The sequence below is a fragment of the Clostridium sp. UBA1056 genome (assembly GCA_002316385.1).
Lineage (GTDB): Bacteria > Bacillota > Clostridia > Clostridiales > Clostridiaceae > Clostridium_J.
This window is the reverse complement of record DCDL01000054.1, coordinates 95,201-116,027: the sequence shown is the minus strand read 5'-3', so window position 1 is coordinate 116,027 and position 20,827 is coordinate 95,201. Positions and strand designations below refer to the sequence as shown.

The 20,827-nt window shown below is 30.9% G+C and carries 20 protein-coding genes, 4 tRNA genes and 1 riboswitch; of the genes, 2 read left to right on the top strand and 22 right to left on the bottom strand.

Translation table 11 applies throughout. From position 1 onward, the window contains the following. Positions 1-125: 125 nt before the first annotated feature. From metK to B3W71_RS13705, 6 genes are all read right to left on the bottom strand, one after another. Entirely contained in the window at positions 126-1,301 is a 1,176-nt protein-coding gene (metK, locus tag B3W71_RS13730) for a methionine adenosyltransferase (protein ID WP_346889495.1), read from the bottom strand. A gap of 97 nt (positions 1,302-1,398) precedes the next feature. Then, positions 1,399-1,500, bottom strand: a riboswitch (SAM riboswitch). Positions 1,501-1,649: 149 nt separating this feature from the next. Continuing rightward, positions 1,650-1,734, bottom strand: a tRNA-Tyr gene (locus tag B3W71_RS13725). A 6-nt stretch (positions 1,735-1,740) separates the two neighbouring features. Further along, positions 1,741-1,815 (bottom strand) — tRNA-Thr (locus tag B3W71_RS13720). A 55-nt stretch (positions 1,816-1,870) separates the two neighbouring features. Then, positions 1,871-1,946 (bottom strand) — tRNA-Val (locus B3W71_RS13715). Positions 1,947-1,949: 3 nt separating this feature from the next. Further along, positions 1,950-2,034, bottom strand: a tRNA-Tyr gene (locus B3W71_RS13710). Between the two features lie 245 nt (positions 2,035-2,279). After that, positions 2,280-2,933 (bottom strand): hypothetical protein, encoded by a 654-nt coding sequence (locus B3W71_RS13705; RefSeq protein ID WP_346889494.1) that lies wholly within the window; start codon positions 2,931-2,933, stop codon positions 2,280-2,282. A gap of 98 nt (positions 2,934-3,031) precedes the next feature. Here B3W71_RS13705 and yyaC point away from each other — a divergent pair, with 98 nt between their 5' ends. Continuing rightward, a complete protein-coding gene (gene yyaC / locus B3W71_RS13700; RefSeq protein ID WP_346889493.1) occupies positions 3,032-3,565 on the top strand; it encodes a spore protease YyaC in 534 nt (177 codons plus the stop codon). A 326-nt stretch (positions 3,566-3,891) separates the two neighbouring features. Here the strand turns inward: yyaC and B3W71_RS13695 are convergent, their stop codons facing one another. The 15 genes from B3W71_RS13695 to B3W71_RS13625 form a co-directional block, all read right to left on the bottom strand. Next, positions 3,892-4,923 (bottom strand): rod shape-determining protein, encoded by a 1,032-nt coding sequence (locus tag B3W71_RS13695; protein WP_346889492.1) that lies wholly within the window; start codon positions 4,921-4,923, stop codon positions 3,892-3,894. 96 nt (positions 4,924-5,019) lie between these two features. Then, positions 5,020-5,274: a sporulation transcriptional regulator SpoIIID gene (gene spoIIID / locus B3W71_RS13690; protein WP_035135408.1), complete on the bottom strand. Its 255-nt coding sequence runs from the start codon at positions 5,272-5,274 to the stop codon at positions 5,020-5,022. A gap of 122 nt (positions 5,275-5,396) precedes the next feature. Beyond that, positions 5,397-6,092, bottom strand: a complete 696-nt coding sequence (locus B3W71_RS13685; protein WP_346889491.1) for a M23 family metallopeptidase — start codon at positions 6,090-6,092, stop codon at positions 5,397-5,399. Between the two features lie 139 nt (positions 6,093-6,231). Beyond that, on the bottom strand, positions 6,232-7,344 hold the full coding sequence (gene spoIID / locus B3W71_RS13680; protein ID WP_346889490.1) for a stage II sporulation protein D: 1,113 nt from the start codon (positions 7,342-7,344) through the stop codon (positions 6,232-6,234). A gap of 269 nt (positions 7,345-7,613) precedes the next feature. After that, the gene (murA, locus tag B3W71_RS13675; protein WP_346889489.1) at positions 7,614-8,867 is read right to left on the bottom strand and encodes a UDP-N-acetylglucosamine 1-carboxyvinyltransferase; all 1,254 of its coding nucleotides are present in this window, start codon (positions 8,865-8,867) and stop codon (positions 7,614-7,616) included. A gap of 28 nt (positions 8,868-8,895) precedes the next feature. Then, positions 8,896-9,600, bottom strand: coding sequence for a hypothetical protein (locus B3W71_RS13670; RefSeq protein ID WP_346889488.1), 705 nt, complete (start codon positions 9,598-9,600; stop codon positions 8,896-8,898). Positions 9,601-10,382: 782 nt separating this feature from the next. Beyond that, entirely contained in the window at positions 10,383-10,649 is a 267-nt protein-coding gene (locus B3W71_RS13665) for a hypothetical protein (RefSeq protein WP_346889487.1), read from the bottom strand. Positions 10,650-10,672: 23 nt separating this feature from the next. After that, positions 10,673-12,064 (bottom strand): F0F1 ATP synthase subunit beta, encoded by a 1,392-nt coding sequence (gene atpD / locus B3W71_RS13660; RefSeq protein WP_346889486.1) that lies wholly within the window; start codon positions 12,062-12,064, stop codon positions 10,673-10,675. A gap of 235 nt (positions 12,065-12,299) precedes the next feature. Next, the gene (gene atpG / locus B3W71_RS13655; RefSeq protein ID WP_346889485.1) at positions 12,300-13,163 is read right to left on the bottom strand and encodes an ATP synthase F1 subunit gamma; all 864 of its coding nucleotides are present in this window, start codon (positions 13,161-13,163) and stop codon (positions 12,300-12,302) included. A 32-nt stretch (positions 13,164-13,195) separates the two neighbouring features. Next, on the bottom strand, positions 13,196-14,710 hold the full coding sequence (gene atpA, locus B3W71_RS13650; RefSeq protein ID WP_346889484.1) for a F0F1 ATP synthase subunit alpha: 1,515 nt from the start codon (positions 14,708-14,710) through the stop codon (positions 13,196-13,198). Positions 14,711-14,745: 35 nt separating this feature from the next. Then, positions 14,746-15,792 carry a F0F1 ATP synthase subunit delta gene (locus B3W71_RS13645; protein ID WP_346889483.1) on the bottom strand — a complete coding sequence of 349 codons (1,047 nt, stop codon included), beginning with the start codon at positions 15,790-15,792 and terminating at the stop codon, positions 14,746-14,748. Between the two features lie 2 nt (positions 15,793-15,794). After that, a complete protein-coding gene (locus B3W71_RS13640; protein ID WP_346889482.1) occupies positions 15,795-16,274 on the bottom strand; it encodes a F0F1 ATP synthase subunit B in 480 nt (159 codons plus the stop codon). A gap of 136 nt (positions 16,275-16,410) precedes the next feature. Beyond that, on the bottom strand, positions 16,411-16,659 hold the full coding sequence (gene atpE / locus B3W71_RS13635) for an ATP synthase F0 subunit C (RefSeq protein WP_346889481.1): 249 nt from the start codon (positions 16,657-16,659) through the stop codon (positions 16,411-16,413). 96 nt (positions 16,660-16,755) lie between these two features. Next, on the bottom strand, positions 16,756-17,436 hold the full coding sequence (locus tag B3W71_RS13630; protein WP_346889480.1) for a F0F1 ATP synthase subunit A: 681 nt from the start codon (positions 17,434-17,436) through the stop codon (positions 16,756-16,758). Between the two features lie 4 nt (positions 17,437-17,440). After that, a complete protein-coding gene (locus B3W71_RS13625) occupies positions 17,441-17,815 on the bottom strand; it encodes an ATP synthase subunit I (protein ID WP_346889479.1) in 375 nt (124 codons plus the stop codon). A gap of 1,673 nt (positions 17,816-19,488) precedes the next feature. Between B3W71_RS13625 and B3W71_RS13620 the strand changes: the two genes are divergently transcribed. After that, positions 19,489-20,037: an NADH peroxidase gene (locus B3W71_RS13620; RefSeq protein ID WP_346889478.1), complete on the top strand. Its 549-nt coding sequence runs from the start codon at positions 19,489-19,491 to the stop codon at positions 20,035-20,037. A 149-nt stretch (positions 20,038-20,186) separates the two neighbouring features. Here B3W71_RS13620 and upp read toward each other — a convergent pair whose 3' ends face one another. Further along, positions 20,187-20,816: a uracil phosphoribosyltransferase gene (gene upp, locus B3W71_RS13615; protein ID WP_346889477.1), complete on the bottom strand. Its 630-nt coding sequence runs from the start codon at positions 20,814-20,816 to the stop codon at positions 20,187-20,189. Positions 20,817-20,827: the final 11 nt, after the last annotated feature.

Here is a 20,827-nt window from a genome sequence, read left to right as displayed (position 1 = left end):
GCTTTAGTAAATCAATATTCCAAAACGGCTGAGCGTTAATAATATAAGTGCTTATTCAATATTTATTTAGATTAGCTTTTTTGCGAAAGCCCCTCTTATTTATAAATATACCTACTCTAGATTATTTATATATATTTTTTTATTTCTTCAACTTTATTTAATTGCTCCCATGGTAAATTTAAGTCATTTCTTCCAAAGTGTCCATAAGCAGCAGTTTGTTTGTATATAGGTCTTCTCAAGTCTAGCTCTCTTATAATAGCTGATGGTCTTAAATCAAAGACTTTATTAACTATATCAACTATCTTATCTTCTGAAAGCTTTCCAGTTCCAAAAGTATCGATCCCTATAGATACTGGTCTAGCAACGCCTATAGCATATGCAAGTTGTATTTCTAATTTATCAGCAACACCAGCAGCTACTAAGTTTTTAGCTACCCATCTTGATGCATAAGCGGCAGATCTATCTACTTTTGTTGGATCTTTTCCTGAAAAGGCTCCACCACCATGTCTACCATATCCTCCGTAAGTGTCTACTATTATTTTTCTACCTGTAAGGCCTGAATCTCCTTGAGGTCCTCCAATAACAAATCTACCTGTAGGATTTATATAGTATTTTGTGCTTTCATCTAATAAATCAGAAGGTACTACAGCAGCTATAACATTTTCTTTTAGATCTTTTTCAATTTGTTCTCTTGTAACATCTGGACAATGTTGAGTTGAAATTACTATAGTATCTATTCTAACCGGCTTATTGTCTTCGTATTCTACAGTTACTTGAGTTTTTCCATCTGGTCTTAAGTAAGATAAAGTTTCATTTTTTCTTACTTCTGTTAATCTTCTTGATAATTTGTGAGCCATAGCAATTGGAAGTGGCATATACTCTTCTGTTTCATTTGTAGCAAATCCAAACATCATACCTTGGTCTCCAGCACCTATAGCCTCATCATTATTCATTTGACCAGCTTTACTTTCTAATGCTTCATCAACACCCATAGCAATATCACCTGATTGCTCATCAATACATGTTAATACTGAACATGTATTGTAATCAAATCCATATTTTGCTCTAGTGTATCCAATTTCTTTAACTGCATTTCTAACAACCTTTTGGAAGTCTACATAACAGTTTGTACTTATCTCTCCCATCACAATAACCATACCTGTAGTAGTTGCTGTTTCACAAGCTACTCTAGCATTTGGGTCTTTTTCTAATATAGCATCTAGTATTGAATCCGATATCTGGTCACACATTTTATCTGGATGTCCTTCAGTTACTGATTCTGACGTAAATAATCTTTTCATTATAATTTCCTCCTTAAATATTCTAATATTACCGGCACTTAAAATTAAAACCTCTTCTTGTCTGACAAGAAGAGGTTAGTATATTTCAAACTAAGCTTTCTTATCTTGCAAAAATATTGCAGGAATTGGCACCATTGCTTTTAATAGCCGGTTGCTGGGTTTCATTGGGCCTTTCTCCCTCCACCACTCTTGATAAGAGTTATATCATTAATTTATACCTAGATGATAGCATAGGAGAATATAACTGTCAACACATCTAAGAATTAATAAAAAATATTAGTTATTTAACAATTTTCTTAATATTCTATTAGAAAAAAATAAGATACTAAATTAATTTAGTATCTTATATGGTGGAGGAGGACGGATTCGAACCATCGAAACGAAACGTAACAGATTTACAGTCTGCCCCCTTTGGCCACTCGGGAACTCCTCCACTTTATGGAGCTGGCAATAGGAATCGAACCTACAACCTGCTGATTACAAATCAGCTGCTCTACCGTTGAGCCATGCCAGCATATTATAGTTTAGTTAATTTTTAATGTATTTCTTAAAATCCATTTGAATTAAAATGGTGGTCGCAACAGGGATCGAACCTGTGACCCCCTGCTTGTAAGGCAGGTGCTCTCCCAGCTGAGCTATGCGACCCTATGGTGGAGGAGGACGGATTCGAACCATCGAAACGAAACGTAACAGATTTACAGTCTGCCCCCTTTGGCCACTCGGGAACTCCTCCATAATTGTAATAAAATCAGAAGTTCACATTAGCTTGACCTTAGCTAATCTCTAATCTTTTACACAAATAAAAATGTCACTAAACTGACAAGACTTAGTATACAATTATATTGATTATTTTTCAACCCCTTTTTCAATATTTTTTTAAAATTTTATTGTTTTTCTTCTGTTTAACCTTAAACTCTTAATTTTAAGTATCCTATTAATTAAATTTAACTTATTATGCTTCTTTAAATAGTCATATATTTAGTTTCCTTCAACCTTATTCATATCTATATATTTGGAAAATATTCCCTTTAATTCCTCAACTCCAGCTTCATCTACCTTACTTTCTACTACATTAAGAGTTCTTAGCACCGCTAATCTCTCGTTTTTATAGGTGAGAAATTCATTTATTTCTGAATAATCATTAGCATCTAATCTTTTGCATATACTCATTATTTTTGCTTTTTCTGATATTGTTAGCTTATTAATTATCTCTTCTGCTGGCACCTTCATTACTTTATTTTTTTCTCTAATTTCCTTATTGTATTTATTGAAATCTATTTCATCTACATTAACTATCCCTATATCAGTCTCATAAATTTCATTTGATTGGTTCTGCCTTTTTCTATTTACCTCTGTTCTTTTTTTATCTAAATCTTTAGTTGTCACACATTCATCTTCAATTTTATCCTTTCTACTTGACTCCTCAGAACTATTAGTCTCTTTATACTTTTCTTCTGTATTCAAAGAACTATCTTTATTATTATAAACCTCATTTTCTTCATTATTTTTAGATATAGCATTATTAACATCTTTATACTTTAAATTATCATTATTTATATTAAAGCTTACTAAAGCTGTTATATTTATTATTGTATATAAGATTACTACCACAGAATATACCTTTTTATTCATAACATATCCTCCATTAAATAAAAACTATTTAAATTATTCCATGTTTTTTAGAATTTATACCAAAGTCGCTTCATATAAATTCTTATGGAGGTGTTTCTGTGAGCAAAGTTAAGATTCATTACAAAGATCCATTAGGTTATTATTCCTTATCCAATTTTTTAAAAGATGAATTAAATGCAGATACAATAATTGTCTGTATCGGAACTGATAGATGTATTGGAGACTGCTTAGGTCCTCTTATCGGTAGTATGTTAGAAGAAAAATTTTTCCCTTTGCCTATTTATGGTACTGTATCTAATCCTATACATGCATTAAATTTAGATAGAAAACTGTCTGATATAAAATTAAAACACCCAAATTCTAAAATTATTGGTATAGATGCTTGTCTTGGTCCTCCTAGTAAAGTTGGTGAGATACAAGTTCGAAATTACCCCATTAATCCTGGCAAAGGTGTTGGTAAATGCCTTTCCCCTGTAGGTGACATATCTATAATAGGCATTGTTGATTCTAGCGATATTGATGAACCATTCACTAGTAGAAACATAAGATTAAATCTAATTTTAGAAATATCTAAAGTTATAGCTCAAGGGCTTATTCATGGGTATTATCTTAATTCTTTATGTGATTCCTAGTTAGGATTTTTTATTCTTAACGTTATATAAATTTATAAAATAAACTCTATACTTATTTTATATTTACAATCAGAATAAATTAAAAACTCCTTACCTAAAATACACTTATAGTTATTTTTAATATTAAATAACTATAAAATAAAATATACCTAGTATACAAATATTATCCGTATACTAGGTATATCTAATGACTTTTTAAATCTATATTTATATAACCTTTATTTTTAACTTCTATTGTTATACATAAACTAACATATCATTACTGATGAAGTATAAACTTATTTAAACAATTTAAAATATAGGTTTAATATTCTAACTTGTACATCTTAACCATTTATTGAAACATTATATCCTGTAAAAGAATCATCTAGTTTATCTACATAATCTAACATCTTTCCTGTTCCAATAGCTACACAAGACACGGAATCCTCAGCTACATATACTGGCACATGGGTAACTTCTTCAATAAGTTTATCTAAACCATCTAATAAAGCACCTCCACCAGTCATTATTATGCCTTTGTCAGCTATGTCAGCAGCGAGTTCCGGTGGTGTTTTTTCTAGTACAGAATGTGCACATTCAGCTATAGAAGTAACCGCTTCTTTTAAAGCTTCTTTCATTTCACTAGAACAAACTGTAATATTTTTAGGTAGTCCAGTTATAAGATCCCTTCCCCTTATCTCTGTTTTTATTTCCTCTTCTTTAGGATACGCGCATCCAATATTTATTTTCAGTTCCTCTGCTGTTCTTTCTCCAATCATTAATTTATGCTTTTTCCTTATGTAACGAATTATAGCATCATCAAAATCGTCTCCAGCAACTTTAATAGATTCTCTTACAACCATTCCTCCTAGAGAAATCACTGCTATGTCTGTGGTACCTCCACCTATGTCAATAACCATATTACCGCTAGCCTTAGTTATATCTAATCCTGCTCCTATGGCCGCTGCTAAAGGTTCCTCTATTAATAAAACCTTTTTAGCTCCCGCATTCCTTGCAGCATCTTCAACAGCTCTTCTTTCTACTTCTGTAGCCTCACAAGGTACGCACATTACAACTCTTGGAGTTGACATCTTTCTCTTACCACAAGCTTTTTTTATAAAATGCTCTAGCATCTTTTCTGTAACATCATAATCTGATATTACACCATCTCTAAGTGGACGAATTGCAACAATATTGCCTGGCGTCCTACCTATCATTTTTCTAGCTTCTTCGCCTACTGCTAAGACCTTATTAGCACTTTTATCTATCGCTACAACCGAAGGTTCTTTTAGCATTATCCCCTTCCCATTCATGTAAACAAGTACCGTAGCCGTACCCAGGTCTATTCCCATATCTGTTCCTACTCTAAAAAACATCTTAAAATTCACTCCTGCTCTTTAGTATTTTCATCATATTGAAATACTATACAATATTTACTAAAATAATATACACCTATTATATTACTATTCTAACTAACCTTCAATTGTTTTATATTTCATTTTAGTAGCTTTTCCACCTCTAATGTGTCTTTCAGCTTTATTTAAATCTAAGATGTTCTTCGCTTCTTCTGCTATTTGAGCATTTATTTTAGGTAATCTTTCAGTCATATCCTTATGAATTGTACTCTTACTTACGCCAAATACCGATGCTGTCTTTCTTATTGTAGCCTCGGACTCTATTATATATTTTGCTACTTCTAGTACTCTATCTTCAATATAGTCTTTCAAAGTGTTACCTCCTTAACCCTTCTATAATTATAAATATGCTAACTTCCTTATTTAAATTACATTCTTGCTAGCCTTTTACCTTAAAGTTTAAAAAGCCAGCAAGAAAGTTAATTTTATTTTAGTTATTTCTCATAACTAACATATTTAGCTGGGTCTACTTCTTTTCCATCTTGTAATACTTGGAAATGAAGATAATCTCCATACTCCTCATATGCAAGGTTTGTAGTCTTACCTACAGCGCCTATTTCTTGACCAGCTGTAACCTTATCTCCAGCTTTAACTGAGACCTGTTCTTTTAGGTTTCCATATACTGTAGTTAGTCCATTTTGATGGTCTATCTCTACATAGGTACCCTCTGTACTTACATCTACTTTTTTAACCACACCAGCACTTACTGCTACAACTGCTGTTCCTTCTGTAGCTTTAACATCCATAGCTAAGTGATTTTTATAACTATTAGTTGTTGCCCAATATACTGGATCTTCAGAATATGATCTACCCAAAGTACCTTCTACTGGATTTTTAAAACTAACTTCAGTTTGAGATGAAACTGCTGCAGTATCATCATCATTCTGAACTGTAGGTACAGGTTCAAGATTTTCTTGAACTTGTAACGAGTTTTCAGGTTTTTCTGGTTGAGTTACAACTTCTTTTTCTGTTTGTTCTAATGCTACGTTATCTTCTTCAGAACTTTTACTGTTATTTCTTCCAGCTGTTACAGCTGCAACTGTGGCAACAGCACATAGACAAACAAATAAAATTACATAGAAGCCTTCTTTTTTTAAGAACTGCTTCACTTTATTAAGTTTATTGTTCATAAAAACACCTCCATCAGTATTGTGGACGTATATTGGGAAATTAATACACTATAAGAAAAATTTTTTCTTATATATTTTATTTTTTGCTTATTTTTTTACTTTTAAACAAAAAAAATAGAGCCAAAGCTCTATTTTTTATTTATTTTTCATTAATATTTTTTATTTCAATACCTGTATAATAGTGTTTTAGAATTTCTTCACACATTTTACCTTCATTGGCCATTACATTGGCACCCCACTGACTCATGCCTACTCCATGTCCAAAACCATTGCAATTTATTACTATCTGATTATTCAAAAACTCTAAAGAAAAGTTAGCAGAATTTAATCCAAATAACTGTCTAAACTTAACTCCTGTTATGGTAACATTCCCAAGGGTTATTTCTTTTACTGAGCCACCATCTGTATAGTTATTTATTTTAATTTCATTCTCTAGGTTAGCCGGTGACAACTTTGCATCACTATAACCATTATTCACTATTTGTGCAAATCTATTTACGTCTATAGTTTCCGTACTTTTATATCTTGGGGCAATGTCTTCTCCTAAACTTTCAACACTCCTAAGATAAGGTAGCGCTGTTGAAAATACATCTTCAACATTTTCAGTTTTTCCACTACTTGTAGAAAAATAATATGCTCCCGTTACTAATTCATTATTATATGTTAATACCATGCCTTTAGTTTCATCTACAACTTCTTCAACTAACTTCCATTTATTTTCTCCATCTACACCCAATTGAGCTATTTTTTCTTCCTTTGGCGTGTATACCTGACAATGGACCGTATCACATAAATCTGCTCCTTTGCCATTAGCACATCCACTAGATACAGCTTTGGTATGAGCTAAGGTGTAAGTCCTTGCTGCTATGGATTGAGCCTTTAAAGCCTCTTTATTAAAGTTTAATGGCATTTCGCTACATACTACCCCTTTAATGTATTCTTCTAAATGTACATCAATAGTCCTATTCTCCTTTGTCAAATAAACCTTTATGCTATCTACATCGATATTAAATGGAACGCTATTATTTGATGTCACAGATGCCTCCTCATTAGATTTCATTGTTTCTACAGCTTCCAATGAATCATTTCCTTTTTGAGATACCTGGCTATTTCCACCTAATATTAATTTATAAGATAATATTAAAAAGCCTAACAACAATGATGAGTATATAACTATTGTCAATATAGGTTTAACAATGATTAATACCTTGTCATAGTTTAAATTAAATTTCACCCTTCCATAGTACTTCACTTTTCTTCCTCCTAATAAATAAACTTATCTGCTGTACTCGATATAGTTATATTTATTATTGAATTTATAGTAATATGCATATAATTTTCTATAAGTCACTTTAAGGCATGTGAAAATAAATAATAGACCAAAGATTCGAAGTATATTTGTCATGAGACAAGGAGTTAAAATCCNNAAATAGGCGAGAAAACTGATCTATTATTTATTTGATAGTGCCTAAAATAAAAATGCCCAGCTTTTCTTTAAAAGCTGAGCTATATGAAATACTATTATATTCTAGTTATATCTGCACCTAACGCAGTAAGCTTATCCTCTATAGTCACATACCCTCTATCTATATGATATATATGATCTATTATGGTCTCACCCTTAGCACATAATCCTGCTAAAATCAGTCCTGCTCCGGCTCTTAAGTCTGGCGCTACCACTTCTGCTCCTGTGAGTTCTCCCACACCTTCTATTGTAGCAATCCTTCCATTGACATTAATATTTGCACCCATTCTTCTTAATTCGGCTACTTGCATAAATCTATTTTCAAATATAGTCTCTGTGACACTGCTTCTACCTGGAGTAATGCTTAATAATGTCATCATTTGAGATTGCATATCTGTTGGAAATCCTGGATAAGGCATGGTCATAATATCTGTAGGTTTTAATTCTACATCTCCATCCACAATCATTTTATTTCCTGATACCTCAATCTTAACACCCATTTCACATAATTTAACTATCACTGGCTTTAAATGCTCCTCATCAACTCCCTCTATAGTTATCTTACTTTTTGTAATAGGTGCTGCTATTATAAATGTTCCAGCTTCTATCCTATCAAATATAGGAGTATATGAAACTCCATTTAATTTTTTTACTCCTTTTATGCATATCTTTCCACTTCCTGCACCTTCAACCTTTGCTCCCATCCTGTTTAAGAAATTGGCTAAATCTACTATCTCAGGCTCTTTAGCTGCATTTTCTATATAAGTATCCCCTTTTGCAAGGGTAGCAGCCATCATCAAATTCTCTGTAGCTCCTACAGATGGAAAATCTAAATAAATTGTATTACCTATTAATTTGTCTGCAATTACTTCAACATATCCATGCTCTTCTTTAATAGTAGCCCCTAAAGCCTTTAATCCTTTTAAATGCAAATCTATAGGTCTAGATCCTATTCTACATCCTCCTGGTAAAGAAATTTTAGCCTTTCCAAATCTAGCTACCATAGCACCTATAACTAAGAAAGATGCCCTCATTTTCCTCACTAAATCATTATCTATACCTTCGTATTTCAAGTTTCTTGTATTAATATTAATTCTATTATTATTCCTATCTATATTGACCTCTGCTGAAAGGGATTTTAATACCTCACATAGTACAAATACATCTTCTAACATAGGTGATCCATTTATAGTTGATACACTGTCTGTTAGTATAGTCGATACTAGTATTGGTAATACAGCGTTCTTAGATGAACTTATGTTTACACTTCCTTTTAATCTACGGTTTCCATTTATATAAAACTTACTCATGTTAATCCTCCATTTTAAATGCTATTTCTTAGTATGTTACCCCGATAACAGGTGTCCCCATTATTAAATAGCATCCTGAGGAATATCTAACTATAGCACAGTTAAAATCTATTTCCTTACCTAGTATTATTTGTTTATCATACAAGTTTGTATTACCTATAATACTATATCCATTATTTATTTTTACTTCATCAATATTTTGTGCTTTATTCAAATTCAATTGCTTTAAAACCACATCTCTTGTTTCATCCATTGTACCACTTAAGATTTTACTTTTTACGTATAGTGAGTATTCCACATTACTATTAATTGGGGATAAAATCTCTTTAATCTCGTTTCTTATAGACTCTTCCTCTTTAATGTCTAAATTAGGTTTACAAATAGAAATTCTTAGTATAACATTATATCCTTCAGCATAATCCGCTATTGAGATACTACCATCATACTCTCCTTGGTTATAATATATTTTAAAGCTTAAATCCTCATTAACTTCTTGATAAACTTGTCCCATAGTCTTCTCTATGTTAGCAACTATTCTTTTATATATATCTTTTTTACTGTCTTGACTATAAAACCTTCCCTCTACTACATATTCTTCAGTAGAGACATTTACATTATCTAATATTCCACTAAACATATCTTCTTTAATATTTCCATAAAAGGTTTCGTCTCTTATAACTAATATGCTTAATGTGAACATAATCATAATTAATAACTTACTATATAACTTCATACATATACCACCTTAATATAAGAATAAATTACTTAGTATAGATTATTGACTTATTTACTTTTTTTATTCCTATTTGAATATAATGTAATAAAGAATATTTGTATTTATACTAATAATATATAATAACTTTCAAAATGTGTTCATAGAAAACTATATTACTTATTAAAAATTATTATCATTAAAACTTTAAAAACTAAATTTAAAAAAGATAATTCATGTTCAATACATAAATCATCTTTTTAGCTTCATATTATATCTTAAATTATTTTTATGCCAGCATACTTATAAAACTGCTCTATTAAACCAACATAAAGTTCTCTTCATTTATAATATAACTTTTTAACTCTTCCTTTAGTTCCTTAACCTCTAATGCCTCTTTAAATGCTAAACTAAAAGGCTTTCTCGAATAGCATAAAGTATATAGAATTTTCACTATGAAACTATATAAAAAGTTAGCATTTTATATAGCTTACATTTTAAAAAGTTATCTTTTTTCCTATAAATCTATTCAAAAAGTTAACATTTTAAATATTTAACCTTTTGCACAATTGTCACATTGATGTAAGCCTTGATATATTTATCATTTAATTTTGAATAGTGTCATTAAATACCTTGTAAAGTATGAAGTACTCATAGTAGTAGTATCTATGACCCTTAATTAGCATAGCCAAATTATTTTCTTATTGATTTATATTTAAAAGGAGTACATCAAATAATTTATAGATTATTTAATGTACTCCTTTTAGATTATACAAATATTTGAAATATATGGTACCCGAAATTTATTCTGCCCACTGTGCTGTAGTACAAAGCATACTAACACTATTTTTTCTTACCTTTAAAATTCCATCTGAAGTATTAACTTTGTGCTTCTTGCCATCAGCATCCTCAAAGGTAGTTATTGTTGGTACAAGTCCTGCAATAACAGCAGAATGGTCTGGAAGAATTCCTAATCTTCCTTCTGTAGTTTCACAGTTTAAAGAAACTACATCTCCTTTAAAAAACTCACTCTCTGGAGTTATTATCATAAGCTTAAAGACCTTTTTCATATTTTATCACATCCAAAATAGTATTAGCCCAAAGCCTTAGCCTTCTCTATAACATCATCTATTGTTCCTGCAAACAAGAATGCTGACTCTGGTAAATTATCATATTTACCCTCTAATATTTCCTTGAATCCTCTTATCGTTTCTTTTATAGGAACATATTTACCCTTAAATCCAGTGAATTGCTCTCCTACTGTAAAAGGTTGAGATAAGAATCTTTGAACTCTTCTTGCTCTATTAACAAGAACTTTATCTTCATCTGATAATTCATCTACACCTAATATAGCTATAATATCTTGAAGTTCTTTATATCTTTCAAGAATATATTTTACTTGAGTAGCTATTTCATAATGTTCTTCTCCAACAATTCTAGGGTCTAGTACTCTTGAACTTGATTCTAGAGGATCAACAGCTGGATATATTCCAAGTTCTACTATAGATCTAGATAAAACTGTAGTAGCATCAAGGTGAGTAAATGTAGTAGCTGGTGCTGGGTCTGTAAGGTCATCGGCAGGAACATATACTGCTTGAACAGAAGTAATTGAACCACTGTTAGTAGATGTTATACGTTCTTGTAATGCACCCATCTCTGTTGCTAGAGTTGGCTGATATCCTACCGCACTTGGTATTCTACCTAATAATGCAGAAACCTCTGAACCAGCCTGAGTGAATCTAAATATATTATCTATAAATAATAATACGTCTTGACCTTGATCTCTGAAGTGCTCAGACATAGTAAGTCCTGTAAGTGCAACTCTCATTCTAGCTCCCGGAGATTCATTCATTTGACCAAATACTAAGGCGGTTTTATTAATAACACCTGACTCTACCATTTCATTATATAAGTCATTTCCTTCTCTTGTACGTTCTCCTACACCAGTAAATACTGATAATCCACCATGTTCTTTAGCTATATTGTTAATCAATTCCTGTATAAGTACAGTCTTACCAACTCCGGCACCACCGAAAAGTCCAATCTTTCCACCCTTTTGATATGGTGCTATTAAATCTATAACCTTTATACCAGTCTCAAACATTTCTGGCTCTACTGATTGTTCTGCAAAACTTGGAGCTGGTCTATGAATTGTGTAATATTTATTAGTTTCAAGAGGACCTTTTTCATCTTTAGGTTGACCTAATACATTAAATAATCTTCCAAGTACCTGTTCTCCTACAGGTACTTCAATAGGTCTTCCTGTATCTATAGCCTTAACTCCACGCTTAAGTCCATCTGTTGACTCCATAGATATAGTTCTAACTATATCATCTCCTATATGTTGTTCAACTTCAGCAACTATAACTCTACCATCCATCTTTATTTGGATAGCATTATAAATGTTAGGCAATGAATCTGTATCAAATTTTATATCTATTACTGGTCCAATAATTTGAACTACCTTACCAATACGTTGTGCCATATTAATCTGCTACATATAACTATGTTACAATACAAGTTAAATGTAACTCCTCCTATCTATACTTTTTATAATATCAAGTGAAACTAAGCTTTTAGATGGAGTTTGATCCCCTTCTGAAGTTTAGTTGAACTTATCTAGGGTCTAATCACTGTAACACTTCCATCTTAATAAAAGTCAGAAGTGTTACAGTAACTAGACATCAGATAAATTATTTAGGCTATTATATAATAACTTATTAACTTTGTGCTTCTGCTCCACCAATAATTTCAGAAATTTCTTGAGTAATAGCACCTTGTCTAACCCTATTATATTTTAACCTTAAAGAAGCTATTAAGTCGTCTGCATTTTGAGTCGCACTATTCATTGTTTCCATTCTATTTCCCTGCTCTGATGCTTTAGAATTTATCATTGCATTAAGTATCATTGCGTTACAATAGGATGGAACTATTGACTCTATAAGCTCTTCCTTATTCCCTTCTATATCAAATTCATCTTCACCAATATGGTCTTGTTCACTTTCTTCAAAAGCAAGAGGTAGTAATCTATATTCTTTAGGTTCCTTTACTATCGGATTTTTAAACCAAGTATAAAGTATAATTACTTCTCCTACTTTTTCTTCTCTAAACATATTGAAGCTATATTCAAAGATACTCTTAGCTTCACTAGATGTAGGTACATCAGAAATAGTTTGATTATACTCATCTAATGTTTTAAGTCCATGTCTTTTAACTAAGCTTTTACCTTTTTCACCAATAACTGCTATTAAATAATCTTCTTCATGGCCTTTAGTTATTTCTTCAAGCTTATCTATAACATTATTATTATAGGCACCGCACATCCCCATATCTGAAGTTATAACTATAATTAATTTCTTTTCACTTCCATTAGATTGCATATATCTATTTTCCTTTGGTAGTGACGGAATTATTTCGTTCATAACTTCTTTATAGTTTCTAAAATATGTGTCATTTGTATATAACGATACTCTTACCTTTTTTAGCTTAGATGTTGCTACTAAAGCCATAGCCTTAGTAAGCTTTTTCGTATTCTCTATAGATTTTATTCTCTTTTTTAAAATAACTAATCCTGCAACGCCCATATTGTCACCTCCTAAAAATTTAGGTGATATCTCTAAATTCCAGCCAAAAATACCTTTTTAAATTCAGCTATGGCCATATTAAGTTTTTCTTCTATTTCTGAATCTAATTCTTTTTTTTCTTTTATAGCATTGGGAATATCCCTATGATGAGTATATATATATTCTAAGAATTCCTTCTCAAAAGCTTTAACCTTATGAACTGGAACGTCACTTAAGAAATCATTTACTCCACAGTAGATTATTATTACCTGCTTCTCTACATCCATAGGAGCATATTGCTCTTGCTTTAATATCTCTATAAGTCTCTTACCTTTTTCAAGTCTCTTAACTGTTTCCTTATCCAAATCTGATCCGAATTGAGTAAAGTTTACAAGCTCCCTATATTGTGCAAGTTCTATTCTAAGAGTTGATGATACTTGCTTCATAGCTTTAATTTGCGCATTTCCTCCAACCCTAGATACTGAAATACCAGCATTTACTGCTGGTCTTTGACCTGCATGGAATAAGTCAGCTTCTAAGAAAATTTGACCATCTGTTATTGATATTACGTTTGTAGGGATATATGCTGTAACATCTCCTGCTAAAGTTTCTATTATCGGAAGAGCAGTTAATGATCCTCCTCCTAAGCTGTCAGAAAGCTTTGCAGCTCTTTCTAGAAGTCTTGAATGAAGATAGAATACATCTCCTGGATAAGCTTCTCTTCCTGGTGGTCTACGAAGTAATAATGACATGGTTCTATAAGCAACAGCATGCTTAGACAAATCATCATATACTATAAGAGCGTCTCCACCTTTATACATGAAATATTCAGCCATTGAACATCCGGCAAAAGGTGCTAAATATTGAAGTGATGCAGATTGTGATGCTGTTGCAGCTACAACTATTGTATAGTCCATAGCACCCTCTGCTTTTAGTGTATTAACTATATTAGCAACAGTTGATTGCTTTTGACCTATAGCTACATAAACACAAGTTACATTCTTACCCTTTTGGTTTATGATAGCATCTATAGCTATTGCACTTTTACCTGTCTGCCTATCTCCTACAATTAACTCTCTTTGACCTTTTCCAATTGGAATCATAGAATCTATAGCTTTAATTCCTGTTTGCATAGGACTTTTTACTGATTGTCTTTCTATAACTCCTGGAGCTTCTATTTCTACAGCCCTATACTCTGAAGCTACTATCGCTCCGTCACCATCGATAGGATTTCCTAGAGAATCTACAACTCTTCCTACAAGAGCTTCTCCAACAGGTACTTCTACAACTCTACCTGTTCTTTTTACTATATCTCCTTCTCTTATCCCTTCTTCGGAACCTAATAATACACATCCAACGTTATCTTGCTCTAAGTTTAGGGCAATTCCATATACATTATTAGGGAACTCTAGTAGCTCGCCTCCTAAACAATTATCTAATCCATAAATTCTAGCTATACCATCTCCAATTTGAATGATGGTTCCAGAATCTATAGTGTTAATATGACTTTCATATCTATCTAATTCTCTTTTTATAATAGACGTTATCTCACCTGGTTTAATATGCATGATTCCACCTCTATTCTTACCACGATTTAAAGCTTCTACTCCATGTCATTTGTAACATATCTAAGCTTACTTTTTAATGTTCCATCAGTAATATCATTTCCTATTTTGACTAATACTCCACCAACTATACTATCGTCTATCTCTTCATGGATTACTATTTTTCTATCATAGAACTTCTCGAGTCCCTCTTTTAACTTAATTCTTTCTTTTTCAGTTAGAGGGATTACCGTTCTAACTGTAGCATTAAGTATCTTACCCTTTTCCTCTAAGTCTATAATACAATCTTCTGGTCTTACTCTTTTTATTTTAGTTCCTTCACTATTAACTATCTCATCAATTGTAGCTTTTGTAGTTACATCTTCACCTATGACAATTTTGATGCCATCCTTATAAGATTCATCTACTATGTTATCTATAATGATTTCCCTGTCATAAAATTCTATTAACCAGCCTCTTATTTTTTTTAGTTCCTCTTCATTCAGAGGTTTGTTTGTTATAACATCTGCTAATAATTGTTTATTAAGCTCATTGAAATTATATCTACTTACATTACCTTCTGATATATTCTTAAGGTCCATAAGTTTAGTCTTAATAGTTCCATCAATTGTCTCATCTCCTACATTGATGAGTAATCCACCTATGAGAGTTCTATCTATTTCTTCTTCTATTATTATTTTCTTTTCATAGTGTTTTTCTAATTTATTTCTGATAGCTTCTCTCTCTGTATCATTTAATGGAATTACAGACTTAATTTTAGCTACAACAGTATTATTATTCTTAAGGTAAATTATTCTAAATTGAACATACTTTTCTTTTAAATAAAGGATTCTTCCCTTATCTATAAGTAATAGTAAAAAGCTTAAAAGCTCATCCTCTATCTTACCCTTAAATAACTCTTCGAATATTCTCTTTTTATTATGTTTATTAATTTGAGGATTTCTAATAATTTTTTTAAGTCCTTCATTATTATCTAATTCCTCAACTATTTCACCTAACTCTTCTAAAACAGTTTCTACATTGCCTGCTTCTTTACATGTTTCATAAAGTGCTAGAGCGTATCTCCTATCTAAAAATTCATACATTTTTAAATACCTACCTTAGTTATAAACTTATCAATTAATTCCCTATGATTTTCTTCGTCGATTTCTTTTTCTAAAGTCTTCTCAGCAAGTTTCATTGATAGGTCTATAATCTCTTGTTTAATCTCTTTGTTAGCTTTTTCTCTTTCTCTTTTGATTTCCTTAGTAGCTCGCTCTTTTATGTTAACTACTTCTCTTTGTGAATCTTCAATTACCTCAGCATAGATTTTATCAGCCTTTCGCTTATAACTCTCTACTAATTCCAAGCCATCATTTCTATATCTTACAACATCTTCGTCGTATTTTTGCTTTAATAATTCTGCTCTTTTTTCTTCATCTCTAGCCTTTTTAAAAGCACTTTCTACTTCTTCTTTTCTAGAATTGATAACTGCCAAAGTTTTATTAAATACAAACTTTCTTAGTATTAAATAAAATATAAAGAAATTGATGGTTGCTGGTATTATCATACCTAAATCAATCTTCATAAAATTCATTCCACCCTATTTCATTAATCATTAATATAATAAAATTTAAACAAGCTTAATGCCTTATACTATTAAAAATATTAACTAATTAAGATATGGAATCTCACCCTCCTTCTCAATATTTTTTACTAAGATATTAGCCTTTTACTCCGAATAATATTAATAATAATCCAAGTAAAAATCCATATATAGCTGTAGCTTCTGATAGAGCTCCCCCTACTATTAAAGCACTCATTATCTTACTGCTTGCTTCTGGTTGTTTAGCTATACTTTCTACTGCTTTACCAGTAGCATTTCCTGTTCCTAATCCTCCACCTATAACTGCAAGAGCTGCTATACCTGCTCCTATTGCTGACATACCTGCTATAAAAGCTGCTGAATCCATTTGTAATTCCTCCTTAAACGTAAATATTGTATATACTTATAATAATTAAATCTTAACTATTTATACTAGTATTTAGATAAAATTAAATTTAAAACTTTAGTGTTCCGCTGTAATTTTAATATTAATCATTGTTAACATTACAAAAATAATCATTTGTATAGTTCCATCAAATATATCAAAATAGAAATGGAACGGTATCGGTAAGCCTATTGCAGCAATAAAGTTTATTCCTGTAAGAGCGCCATACAAAAGTTCCATGATCATTGTTGCTGCAAATATATTTCCAAAAAGTCTCAGACTCAATGATATTGGAAGCATAAATCTCTCCATTATGTTTATTGGTAGCAATAATGGCACAGGAGATGCATATCCTTTGAAATAACCCGAAAGTCCTAGCTTCTTTATAGTGTATCCCTGAATTACAAAAAAAGTTGTAAGTGCAATTCCCAAAGTTACACTGTAATCTGAAGTAGGCGGTTTTATTCCAAATAGTCCTACCATATTTAATAAAAATAAATAAATTCCTAAGGATCCAATGTAAGGAATAAAGGCGCTTGACTCTGGCCCCATATTGTCTTTGACTACGTTAGATAAAAATTCTATTCCCATTTCTACAACACTTTGTATTTTCCCAGGAATTCTTTTAACTTTCCTACTATATAGAATAGATAAAACCAATGCAATTGCAATGACTACCCATTGGATAAATAATGCAGACGTAACTTGATATTCATACCCAAATAGATTAAGTGCAAACAAAGGCGCCATCTCCTCCATAACATCACACTCCTTCCTGGCTCTTTAAGCTAAATCCATAGCATAACACAGCTAATAGCTGAGCCGTATATCCTGCAATAAAAATAAAAAAGCTCACCTCACTTTCTTTAATGATAGCGAGAGATATTCCACATACAAGTCCTATCCTAACAACATAAGATAAAAGTATTAATAGGCCTTTAAATCTCTTATCCCTCATAATAATCATTTGAGTTGTAAATGAATTAACAATAAAATTTACAAAACTACAAACTATCCCTAATAGAAAAAACCAGGATATCCCCCCGAAGAATAGCATTAAAATTAATGAAACTATAATTCCTATAATAAAGTCAAATAAACCAACAAGTTTGGTAATATCTAAGCATTCTTTATTCATTGGATTGGATCACCTCGCTTTTTTCATATATGCTATTATACATCTATGTGGACATCTTCTAAAACCTAAATTTTCACCGAATTAGGGCAAATTACTCCTAAACAGATAAATATTCAATAATAGTGCAAGCTATCTCTGCTTTACTACATTTTTTGAGCTTTTGTAATAAAAGGATTATAAACAATGACTTTTATTCATTTTTCTGTTAAGACTGAAAATTTACAATAAGCAATCAAAAGAATTTAAAGTATCATTTTTTTTCTTAATTAAAAGAATTGTAAACAAAACAAGCCTTAGTAGATCCTAATAATTCTACTAAAGTCCATTAACTATAATTTATAGTAATAAAAATACATTAATATACACATATTGTATACATAAACTATTTATCGTATACAACTTTCTTTTAATATGGACTCTTATGAAAATAACTATCTACGCTAATATTACTCGATATTGATTAAATTAATATTTATTCATTCAAAATTCTAACTAATAAGAGCCATTACCATATATAGAATCATTATTTTCTATATAATTTTCTATTTTTATTCATTTAAACTTGTTTTTAGTGTACCTTATTACTAAGTTTTCTATACTTAAATTAATTACAAATGTTTTGCATAGCATTGTATATTTTATCATTTATACATCTACTATATAGTATGCTTTCTCTAATATATTATCTTATTATTTATATGATAGTACTTTACTATTCATGTATTAGTTTGCTTAACTTACATCAATGACACTATTACAAAGCCACCACCAAAGGTAAATGCACTGAGGGAAAAAGTTGACTTAAATAGTTACCATAATACTTTTGAATATTTTTTTGACGCATTTTCCATGATCTTAAATCTCCTATCTTTATTTTTCGTTATTGTACGAATTGTTCTCTCACTTTTATTCTAAATAGGAATAATGTATTTGTAAAATATATATATATTATCATTATGATAGGTATTTTATTATATATAATGAGAAAAAATAAAATTTAAATTAAAGATGTATGATTTAAAATAAAAATGCAGTAAGCCTTAATTAGAAAAACAAAGGATTACTACATTTAACTATGATAAACAATTAAAAGCTTTATTTAATTTACTTATACTAAATTTTCTTTTTATGTCTCTGCTATATTTAAGATCTCTATTTTATAGCTTTGCTCATCAACACAACTAAATCTTGCTTTTATCACTATTGTGTATACCCATAGAAATTCCTTCTTCATTCTTAAGAATGATAACTCATGAGTTTTTAAGTATACTTATTATTATATGTACCTATAAATATAAAACCAGTAATTATTTTATACCTATTTATAATATTCTTTTTCTTCTAACTTTGATACACACAATCCTCTTCAATATCAAATTCTTGTAATTTAAATATATAAATCTTAATTATGTAAATAAACCTTTGAAATCGATATCTATATTCTATGTAAGTTTGAACTTTATATTAAAATACCGCATATACTGTGGCATTAATACAACTATATAATATAATAATCTTATAGTGTTTTTCATTGCTCTTAAAAAAATATTAAAAAATAATAATTTTCTATTGATAATTATTATTTAATAGTATATAATGAGTTCATAAGATAAATACAGCAAGAGAAATACAATAAAAATTAATATAATAAAAGATTTAAGGAGGAAATATTTATGAAAAAATTTGTATGTACAGTTTGTGGTTATATTCACGAGGGAGCTTCAGCTCCAGAGGTTTGTCCAGTATGTAAGGCAGGAGCTGATAAATTCGTAGAAAAATCAGAAGGAAACCTTGCTTGGGCTGATGAACACAAAATCGGAGTTGCATCAGAAGTTGATCCAGAAGTAATCGAAGGATTAAGAGCTAACTTTACTGGAGAATGTACAGAAGTTGGAATGTACTTAGCAATGAGCCGTCAAGCAGATAGAGAAGGATATCCTGAAGTAGCTGAGGCTTATAAGAGAATAGCTTTTGAAGAAGCTGAGCACGCAGCTAAATTTGCTGAATTATTAGGAGAAGTAGTTGTGGCTGATACAAAAACTAACTTACAAATGAGAGTTGATGCTGAGCACGGTGCTTGCCAAGGTAAGAAAGATCTTGCTACATTAGCTAAAAAATTAAACTTAGATGCAATCCATGACACAGTTCATGAAATGTGTAAAGATGAAGCTAGACATGGTGCTGCTTTCAATGGTTTATTACAAAGATATTTTGGTAAATAACATCCCTTTCCCCCAATATAATAAAAAATTTACCTACTTATATAAAAACAAGCTCTAGTAATTGCTAGAGCTTGTTTTATTTATACAAGAAAGCACCCTGAATAGAAATTTAAATCTAATCAGGGTTCTACTATAAGCTTAATAATATACTATTTAGTTCCGAATAAACGGTCTCCAGCATCACCAAGTCCAGGAACAATATATCCATGTTCATTTAATTTTTCATCAATTGATGCTAAATATATATCTACATCTGGATGAGCTTCCATAACAGCTTTTATTCCTTCTGGAGCTCCAACAAGACACATAAGTCTTATATTTTTAGCTCCTCTTTTCTTAAGAGCATTTATTGCATCTATAGCTGAGCCTCCAGTCGCAAGCATTGGATCAGTTACTATAATATCTCTCTCTTCTATATCTTGAGGTAACTTACAGAAGTATTCTACTGGCATTAAAGTTTCCTCATCTCTATACATACCTATGTGTCCAACTTTAGCTGCTGGTATAAGCTTAAGCATTCCATCAACCATTCCAAGTCCTGCTCTTAATATAGGTACTATAGCTAATTTTTTCCCTGCAAGAACTTTACATTTTGTAAGGCCTATAGGAGTTTCAATTTCAACTTCTTCTAGTTGCATATCTCTAGTAACCTCATATGCCATAAGCATAGCAACTTCCTCTACCAACTCTCTAAAGTCCTTAGACCCCGTATTTTTATCTCTCATAAATGATAATTTATGTAGTATTAATGGGTGGGCAATTTGTGTAACTTTACTCATATGTTCCTCAT

Excerpts from the sequence above, each read along its gene's own strand:
- metK (WP_346889495.1), bottom strand. The coding sequence starts at position 1,301 with ATGAAAAGATTATTTACGTCAGAATCAGTAACTGAAGGACATCCAGAT.
- B3W71_RS13705 (WP_346889494.1), bottom strand. The coding sequence starts at position 2,933 with ATGAATAAAAAGGTATATTCTGTGGTAGTAATCTTATATACAATAATA.
- B3W71_RS13695 (WP_346889492.1), bottom strand. The coding sequence starts at position 4,923 with ATGTTTTTTAGAGTAGGAACAGATATGGGAATAGACCTGGGTACGGCT.
- B3W71_RS13685 (WP_346889491.1), bottom strand. The coding sequence starts at position 6,092 with ATGAACAATAAACTTAATAAAGTGAAGCAGTTCTTAAAAAAAGAAGGC.
- murA (WP_346889489.1), bottom strand. The coding sequence starts at position 8,867 with ATGAGTAAGTTTTATATAAATGGAAACCGTAGATTAAAAGGAAGTGTA.
- B3W71_RS13670 (WP_346889488.1), bottom strand. The coding sequence starts at position 9,600 with ATGAAGTTATATAGTAAGTTATTAATTATGATTATGTTCACATTAAGC.
- B3W71_RS13665 (WP_346889487.1), bottom strand. The coding sequence starts at position 10,649 with ATGAAAAAGGTCTTTAAGCTTATGATAATAACTCCAGAGAGTGAGTTT.
- atpD (WP_346889486.1), bottom strand. The coding sequence starts at position 12,064 with ATGGCACAACGTATTGGTAAGGTAGTTCAAATTATTGGACCAGTAATA.
- atpG (WP_346889485.1), bottom strand. The coding sequence starts at position 13,163 with ATGGGCGTTGCAGGATTAGTTATTTTAAAAAAGAGAATAAAATCTATA.
- atpA (WP_346889484.1), bottom strand. The coding sequence starts at position 14,710 with ATGCATATTAAACCAGGTGAGATAACGTCTATTATAAAAAGAGAATTA.
- B3W71_RS13645 (WP_346889483.1), bottom strand. The coding sequence starts at position 15,792 with ATGTATGAATTTTTAGATAGGAGATACGCTCTAGCACTTTATGAAACA.
- B3W71_RS13640 (WP_346889482.1), bottom strand. The coding sequence starts at position 16,274 with ATGAAGATTGATTTAGGTATGATAATACCAGCAACCATCAATTTCTTT.
- atpE (WP_346889481.1), bottom strand. The coding sequence starts at position 16,659 with ATGGATTCAGCAGCTTTTATAGCAGGTATGTCAGCAATAGGAGCAGGT.
- B3W71_RS13630 (WP_346889480.1), bottom strand. The coding sequence starts at position 17,436 with ATGGAGGAGATGGCGCCTTTGTTTGCACTTAATCTATTTGGGTATGAA.
- B3W71_RS13625 (WP_346889479.1), bottom strand. The coding sequence starts at position 17,815 with ATGAATAAAGAATGCTTAGATATTACCAAACTTGTTGGTTTATTTGAC.
- B3W71_RS13620 (WP_346889478.1), top strand. The coding sequence starts at position 19,489 with ATGAAAAAATTTGTATGTACAGTTTGTGGTTATATTCACGAGGGAGCT.
- upp (WP_346889477.1), bottom strand. The coding sequence starts at position 20,816 with ATGAGTAAAGTTACACAAATTGCCCACCCATTAATACTACATAAATTA.